This is a genomic window from Veillonella sp. ZSJB6, from assembly GCF_051549505.1.
Lineage (GTDB): Bacteria > Bacillota > Negativicutes > Veillonellales > Veillonellaceae > Veillonella.
Genome location: NZ_JBPUGE010000108.1, coordinates 1 through 255, shown reverse-complemented (window position 1 = coordinate 255; position 255 = coordinate 1). Strand labels below are relative to the sequence as shown.

General features: G+C 45.5%; 1 protein-coding gene. It reads right to left on the bottom strand.

The features are described from left to right. Positions 1–245, bottom strand: a 245-nt coding sequence (locus tag ACSV5T_RS10080) for a hypothetical protein (RefSeq protein ID WP_438321041.1), incomplete at its 3' end; no start/stop codon positions are given. Between the last annotated feature and the right edge of the window lie 10 nt (positions 246–255).

Sequence of the window (255 nt, the reverse complement as noted above, 5' to 3'; positions counted from 1 at the left end):
CCTGCAAGCGATACCACGAGTTTAGCAACGTTTTCAGCCAGCTGATGTTCAAAAGCAGCGTTACTTGCGCAAAGCACCTTTGATACACCCGCTACTTTAGCGGCTTGTTCTGCCACGGCTTCACAGCCAAGACCTGCAACTAATACAACGATATCGCCACCGATTTTGCTTGCTGCCGTTACGGTGTTGAGTGTTGCTTTTTTCAGCTCTTTATTATCATGTTCTGCATATACTAAAATTGCCATGAGATTTTCC